The sequence below is a fragment of the Vibrio sp. 1751 genome (assembly GCF_033339895.1).
GTDB classification, from domain to species: domain Bacteria; phylum Pseudomonadota; class Gammaproteobacteria; order Enterobacterales; family Vibrionaceae; genus Vibrio; species Vibrio alginolyticus.
The window spans coordinates 1-6,236 of sequence record NZ_JAWOVM010000143.1 but is presented as its reverse complement, the minus strand read 5'-3'; the positions used below and the strand labels follow the sequence as shown (position 1 = coordinate 6,236).

Genomic DNA, 6,236 nt, shown 5'->3' with positions numbered 1-6,236 from the left:
ATTCCCTGTTACTTAATCGATTGATAACCATGTTTGTAGCATCATCTCCAGCCAAATGTGACTTTTTATTAAATTTTATTAATGGCTAAACTAACCAAAAAATGTCCATAAGTAAAGCATTAATGTGACGTATGTCTCTATAAATTGATTGTCTTGGTCATGGTTTAGTCAAGTTTGTCAAAGAGAACAATCCCATTATTTACATTTGATATCATTCACGACTAAGGAAAGAATAAAGCACGAATAACGTCCAATATTGGAGTGAAAAACCAACATCGTCTATTCAAAACTGGCTCTGTTTTTACTTCGAAACATCTTGAGCGTATTGAAGCGCTCGAGCTTCTTTATCATAGACTTGTGACAGAGTTTGATATTGTGAAGAGAGGCGCTTGTAATCTTCAGCAAGTTCCAAAGCGTTGGTGTTATACCATTCCGCAGTTATTTGATTGACGGTTTTGTTTGACTCGCGGCACTTTTGGACCAGGATCTCCCACCCATTAGCTGACCATTGGGATTGTGTGCTCAATTTAAGCAGTTGATTCGCTTTAGTTGTGAGCTCTTCTTTGTATTGAATCGATGCTTTTAATTGCGCTTTGAACACATTTTGGTTCGACTTGGCACGCCAAAGTAGCACGAGCTCATGCAGTGAAAAGGTTTCGGACAATAACTGACGCTGTTTATGTTCGGTTAAAAGTGTATTGAATACCTCAACATGCTGATTGTAATTGGACTCTAAACGATTGAATTGGGTAAGATTGTCATTCCACGACGATGGGTTACATTGAATATTGGCGTGCCCCGTTATCGGGAACAGAAGAAATAGTAGTATCCAATTGAGTCTGTTGATCATTATTGCTCGCGTTAGTTGACCTGCTCTTTTGAGTATATACCCAAATTTCTACGACATGCGTGCTGCTGGTGGGATAAGAATAAAGAATGAAAAGGAAAAGGGCATGAAGAAAATTCTCGTCGCATTGATTGTCATGCTGTTGCTCGGCGGAGCGGGGGCTGGATACTATTTCTTCTTTATGCAGAAAGATGAACCTGAAGCACCAAAGGCTACACAAGTCGAGCAATCGTCACTGCAAAAAGAAACATCCAAACCGATTCTGGATTTAGAAGCCGCTCCCCCGGAAGTTACCGAGTACTACGTTATTGAGCGTCGTGTCAATGTTTACAACAAGCCTAACCTTAATGCTTTAGTTGTCGATACGCTCTATAAGGGAGAAAAAGTATCGGTGTTAGAAAAAGTAGATGGGTGGTACCGAATCTCCGGCTATCTTGTCTATGAAGAGGGTGGAGAAGAAAAAGCCGAATGGTTGAATGCTGAAGGGTTATCGGATGCAGAGCCAGTTATTAAAGAGCAAGAGCGCTTAGAGATATTGGAGGAATACCTACAGAAGTCGGATGATTTAAAAGTTCACTTGGATATTTTCCGTAAGAAAACACAGCAATTGTTAGACGATGAAACCTGTGATCCGAGTGATTTTGAGGAGCTCGGGGGTTGGGTGCGTTCTGTGACGTTCAAAAAGCGCAAGGTTTACTTCATCTATTGTGGCGGTTTGGAGCAAGAGAATAAGATCTACTTAGATGTTGATAAGGGCGATATTTTTTATCGATAACTCACCACCAATTACACTCGTTCTCTAAAGACGTTTTGATAAATGCAATAACGATGCAAACCTGAAATCAGAGATTTATAACTTTTTAGTTGTGAACCATAATCAATAGGAATACTATCAACGAGTCAAGTGACCTAACTTGGCTCTTTGTGTTTTTAGTGAGTTCCTATGCCTTGGATTTACCTTAGAAAGTTGATTTTGCTGCTATTTGCAATGGTATTGCTACCAGTGCATGTATCTGCTGCGCAAATCGACCACAAGGCTCACGTACCGCACTTTTCTAAGCTACAACCTTTTGTAGCCGTAAGTGTATCGCCAAACTCTTCCGTCGATTTTTCTGAAGTTTCAGAAGAAAGCTCTCAATCTCCAGTATCTGAAGGCCATGCAAGTCTCGATTCCGTTGCTTTGTTTAACTCTCAGCGCTGGACGTCTTACTTACGGGAAGGGCTTGATGACGAGCACGTAGATTTTGTCGGCGATCTCACTACTCCGTTTTACGCTGATGCGGGTTACGCATACAGTTTGATGGACATTAACTGGCGTCACAACCAGTCCACATTTTATCATTTCACAAGCGATCATCGCATTTCTGGTTGGAAAGAGACCAATGCCATGTACGTCGCACTCAATAGTCAGTTTTCTGCCTAAACACCATTTATTTGCACCATTGTGCACTCTTAACACGACGATTGTATTCGACAGGACGTGAGCGTTCTTAGCATTTCATACCCTGAATTTATTCTGGGAGCATCTGTCGTGTGTTAAGCCTTGTTATTAAAAGCTTCACTTCATCGTGAAGGGATGATGTTTACATGAAAAAAACACCAAAGCAGCAAAAGAACAGAAAGCTGATGAATCACTACTCAGCTTGGAAATATGTAGTATTAATCACGACGGTCATTATTTTAACCCTAAGTGCTATACCAACTTGGTTTGGCGAACAGCCTTCTATCCAGTTGACGTTTTCGGAGCAAAACAACAGTGAAATGTCGGTTGTTCATCTGAATCAACTGCTAAAAACCAACCATATTTCAGCCGACAAAATCATCGAAAAAGACGGCAAAACAACCATTGTATTCGATGGTGAAGATGCGCAAAGTAAAGCTCGTGCGTTGTTAAACAAAGAGCTAAATAAAGACGACAGCATCACTTTCTCATACGTATCGGTTGCGCCAGAATGGTTGAATGAGATGGGCTTTAGCCCAATTAAGCTCGGTCTTGACCTTCGTGGTGGCGTTCAGTTTTTGTTGAATGTTGATGTGAATAAAGCGTTTGAAGAACAACGTGATGCGTTGATTGATGAAATCAAAGCGAATCTACGTGATCAACGTGTTCGTGGTGTGCAAGTTCGAGCAGAAAGTGGCAACCGAATTACGGTAAACAGTGACAGCGAGCAAGCATTGTCGGAAGTGAACAATTTCTTGCGTCAAAACTACCCGGGCTGGATTTCAAAAAGTTCATCTCGTGGCTTTGTGCTTGAACCGAGTGAACAAAATATCCAAGAATTTCAATCGTCGACTCTTCAACAAAACCTGAAGATCATGCGTGGTCGTATTGAAGAACTTGGTATCACAGAAGCACTAGTGCAACGCCAAGGTAAAGAGAGCATTCGAATTGAGCTCCCTGGTGTACAAGATCCTGCTCAAGCGAAAAACGTTATTGGTGCAACAGCAAGCTTGGCGTTTTATGAAGTGAAAGATGCGAGCCAAGCACACAGCAGCCAAGATCTTGTTCTTCAAGACAATGACGGTCGTACGGTGATTTTGGCAAAACGACCAGTCCTAACGGGTGAGCACATCGTAAACGCTCGTGCTGGTGTCGACAAAATGGGTATGTCAGAAGTAAATATTTCTCTTGACCACGCTGGTGGTAAGAAAATGAGCGACTTCTCAGCAACTCACATCGGCAAGCCAATGGCGACCGTTTACCGAGAGTACAAAACAAACGATCGCGGTGTAACTGAGCGTAGTGAGCGCGTTATCAGCGTCGCGACTATTCAATCTCAACTTGGTAGCCAGTTCCGTATTACTGGGGCAGGTAGCATGGACGATGCGCAGCAGTTGGCGCTATTACTTCGAGCGGGTTCACTAACTGCGCCGGTTACTATTGTGGAAGAGCGTACTATCGGTGCTTCTCTGGGGGCAGAAAACATTGAAAACGGTTTTGCAGCACTGGCTTTAGGTATGGGACTAACACTGACCTTTATGGCACTTTGGTACCGCCGCTTAGGTTGGGTAGCAAACGTGGCGCTTTGTGCCAACATGCTTTGTTTGCTTGGCTTAATCGCCTTGTTACCAGGAGCGGTTCTAACGCTTCCGGGTATTGCCGGTTTAGTGTTAACCGTCGGTATGGCAGTAGACACCAACGTTATTATCTTTGAACGTATTAAGGACAAAATGCGTGAAGGCCGCAGCTTCGCTCAAGCGATTGATCTTGGCTTTGACAGCGCATTCTCGACCATCCTTGATGCCAACATTACTACCATGATCACCGCCGTGATTTTGTACGCCATCGGTAATGGCCCAATCCAAGGCTTTGCCTTAACACTCGGATTAGGTTTGTTAACCAGTATGTTTACAGGCGTATTTGCCTCTCGAGCAATGATCAATTTAATTTGGGGCCGCGATGCCCGTCGTGATGTGAGGGTTTAATCATGGTCGAAATGCTAAAACAAAATATTCGTAAAATTCGCTACTTTACTACGCTAGTTTCCATCATTTTAACGGTGATCGCGATCGTCGCTCTAGGCTTTAAAGGGTTGAACCTAGGTTTGGACTTCACTGGCGGTATGGTGACAGAAGTAAAGGTAGATAAGCAGCTAACTAACCATGATTTGCTTGACGTTCTGCAACCAAAGCTTGGTGAATCTGCGTCAGTGACACGCTCTGGTGAAGATGGCCGTTGGGTGATTCGTTACTCTGCGCCGGAAGATGGACAAACGTTGCCAAGTGTAGAAGAGGTGTTGAAGCCAATCTCTCACCAAGTTGATGTTGTCAGCAACAGTATAGTTGGCGCTCAAGTTGGCCAAGACTTGTTTGAACAAGGTGGCTTAGCATTGTTGATTTGTGTCTTGAGTATTCTCGGTTACTTGTGTTTCCGTTTTGAGTGGCGTTTAGCGAGTGGTTCACTGTTTGCTTTGGCCCATGATGTGATCTTAGTGCTTGGCTTCTTTGCAATTACTCAAATGGAGTTCAACTTAACCGTTTTTGCTGCTGTGCTGGCGATTTTAGGTTACTCATTGAATGACTCGATCATCATTGCAGACCGAATCCGTGAGCTGTTGATTGCGAAGCAGAGTTGGAAAACAGAAGACATCAATGACCAAGCTGTTATTGCGACGTTTTCACGCACTATGGTGACATCTGGTACGACATTGATCACTGTTGGTGCATTATGGATTATGGGAGGAGCGCCTTTGGCTGGTTTCTCAACCGCCATGTTTATTGGCGTTCTGTCGGGTACATGGTCTTCGATTTCGATTGGTACTGTGCTGCCGGAGTGGTTGAAACTGGAGCCGAAACATTATCTTCCAGTTGAGATTGACGCAGCGCCGTAGCATTATTTTTAAGGTAAAAGTGCTTGCGCCACTCATCTTGAGTGGCGCTTTTTTGTGCTTATTTCACGCGCATCAAGCGATGTTTCACAAGTCCCAAATCGAACTCTAAGACTTGTGAGCGCTTCATTGCTTCGACTTTATTCAACATCGACTCTTGGTAGCCTTTCTTCTTCATCCACTGAAGAGGTACAGAGAAAGCATCTTCATTAACGACATAAGACTCGCCTTTATGCTCACCGCTATAGACGTTCACAACCCAAACTCGGGCTTGAAAGTCCAATACTTCACCCATGACTTTAGCGATTTTATTCAGAATATTTTTCATTGTTTCCAGTTTGCCTTAGCTTAGTAGCAACCAGACACCAACTCCCATCATTAAAGTGCCTGCGATACGGTTCATTAGACGTACATTCTTAGACTGACCTAATACGTGTTTCAACCCTTTACCACCAGTAGCGTACAGAGACATGCAAATGAACTCAAACAGTAAAATAATGGAGACAAGTATGATCAGTTGCGGTGCAAGCGCTGCGTTTTGGTCTATAAAAGGCGGTAAAAGAGAAATCATAAATGCCCAGCCTTTTGGGTTTGCGATTGCGGTAACGAAGCCTTGCATGATCAGTGTGATATTGTCACTCTTTGGTGTTTCTAAGTTGTCGACATTAATCGCAAGTTTCCCTCGCGATCGCCACATTTCAACACCAAGATAGAGTAAATAACCGCCACCAATGAACTTTAACGCGATAAACATCCAAGGATAATTGAGCATAATCGCAGCGATACCTAACACCGCAGAGACTGACACCAGCGCAACACCGAGAAGCTCTCCTATCATCATCCATAACGTGCGACGATAACCGATACTCATACCTAACGTTAGGGCGAGAGTCATGCACATACCAGGCGTGATTGAGACAAAAAAGAAAGTAGGGATGAACATACTGAGCAATGCAAGATTCATATCTGTTGATGATTTAGTGAGGCTTTGTTGCGTAATTCGATGGAACTAAATCAAGAAGCTACGATCTGAGCGGTTACGCCCATCAATCGTCGTAGCC

At 43.4% G+C, this 6,236-nt stretch carries 7 protein-coding genes; 4 read left to right on the top strand and 3 right to left on the bottom strand.

The genetic code is table 11. The annotated features are described in order from the left end of the window. Window positions 1–301: 301 nt before the first annotated feature. Window positions 302–850: an ATPase gene (locus tag R7041_RS22345; RefSeq protein WP_206949617.1), complete on the bottom strand. Its 549-nt coding sequence runs from the start codon at window positions 848–850 to the stop codon at window positions 302–304. A 103-nt stretch (window positions 851–953) separates the two neighbouring features. On the opposite strand from R7041_RS22345, the gene R7041_RS22340 reads away from it, so the two are divergent. From R7041_RS22340 to secF, 4 genes are all read left to right on the top strand, one after another. Then, window positions 954–1,622 carry an SH3 domain-containing protein gene (locus R7041_RS22340; RefSeq protein WP_206949618.1) on the top strand — a complete coding sequence of 223 codons (669 nt, stop codon included), beginning with the start codon at window positions 954–956 and terminating at the stop codon, window positions 1,620–1,622. 168 nt (window positions 1,623–1,790) lie between these two features. Next, a complete protein-coding gene (locus R7041_RS22335; RefSeq protein ID WP_005373572.1) occupies window positions 1,791–2,270 on the top strand; it encodes a hypothetical protein in 480 nt (159 codons plus the stop codon). A 164-nt stretch (window positions 2,271–2,434) separates the two neighbouring features. Then, on the top strand, window positions 2,435–4,273 hold the full coding sequence (gene secD / locus R7041_RS22330; RefSeq protein WP_086047504.1) for a protein translocase subunit SecD: 1,839 nt from the start codon (window positions 2,435–2,437) through the stop codon (window positions 4,271–4,273). Between the two features lie 2 nt (window positions 4,274–4,275). Continuing rightward, window positions 4,276–5,178 (top strand): protein translocase subunit SecF, encoded by a 903-nt coding sequence (gene secF, locus R7041_RS22325; RefSeq protein ID WP_005373567.1) that lies wholly within the window; start codon window positions 4,276–4,278, stop codon window positions 5,176–5,178. 58 nt (window positions 5,179–5,236) lie between these two features. Here secF and R7041_RS22320 read toward each other — a convergent pair whose 3' ends face one another. Next, window positions 5,237–5,503: a hypothetical protein gene (locus R7041_RS22320; RefSeq protein WP_017635186.1), complete on the bottom strand. Its 267-nt coding sequence runs from the start codon at window positions 5,501–5,503 to the stop codon at window positions 5,237–5,239. A 15-nt stretch (window positions 5,504–5,518) separates the two neighbouring features. After that, on the bottom strand, window positions 5,519–6,139 hold the full coding sequence (locus R7041_RS22315) for a LysE family translocator (protein ID WP_158155841.1): 621 nt from the start codon (window positions 6,137–6,139) through the stop codon (window positions 5,519–5,521). Between the last annotated feature and the right edge of the window lie 97 nt (window positions 6,140–6,236).

What these genes read in the sequence shown, in the direction of transcription:
- secF (WP_005373567.1), top strand. Translation starts at nt 4,276, where the DNA reads ATGGTCGAAATGCTAAAACAAAATATTCGTAAAATTCGCTACTTTACT.
- R7041_RS22345 (WP_206949617.1), bottom strand. Translation starts at nt 850, where the DNA reads ATGATCAACAGACTCAATTGGATACTACTATTTCTTCTGTTCCCGATA.
- secD (WP_086047504.1), top strand. Translation starts at nt 2,435, where the DNA reads ATGAAAAAAACACCAAAGCAGCAAAAGAACAGAAAGCTGATGAATCAC.
- R7041_RS22340 (WP_206949618.1), top strand. Translation starts at nt 954, where the DNA reads ATGAAGAAAATTCTCGTCGCATTGATTGTCATGCTGTTGCTCGGCGGA.
- R7041_RS22320 (WP_017635186.1), bottom strand. Translation starts at nt 5,503, where the DNA reads ATGAAAAATATTCTGAATAAAATCGCTAAAGTCATGGGTGAAGTATTG.
- R7041_RS22315 (WP_158155841.1), bottom strand. Translation starts at nt 6,139, where the DNA reads ATGAATCTTGCATTGCTCAGTATGTTCATCCCTACTTTCTTTTTTGTC.
- R7041_RS22335 (WP_005373572.1), top strand. Translation starts at nt 1,791, where the DNA reads ATGCCTTGGATTTACCTTAGAAAGTTGATTTTGCTGCTATTTGCAATG.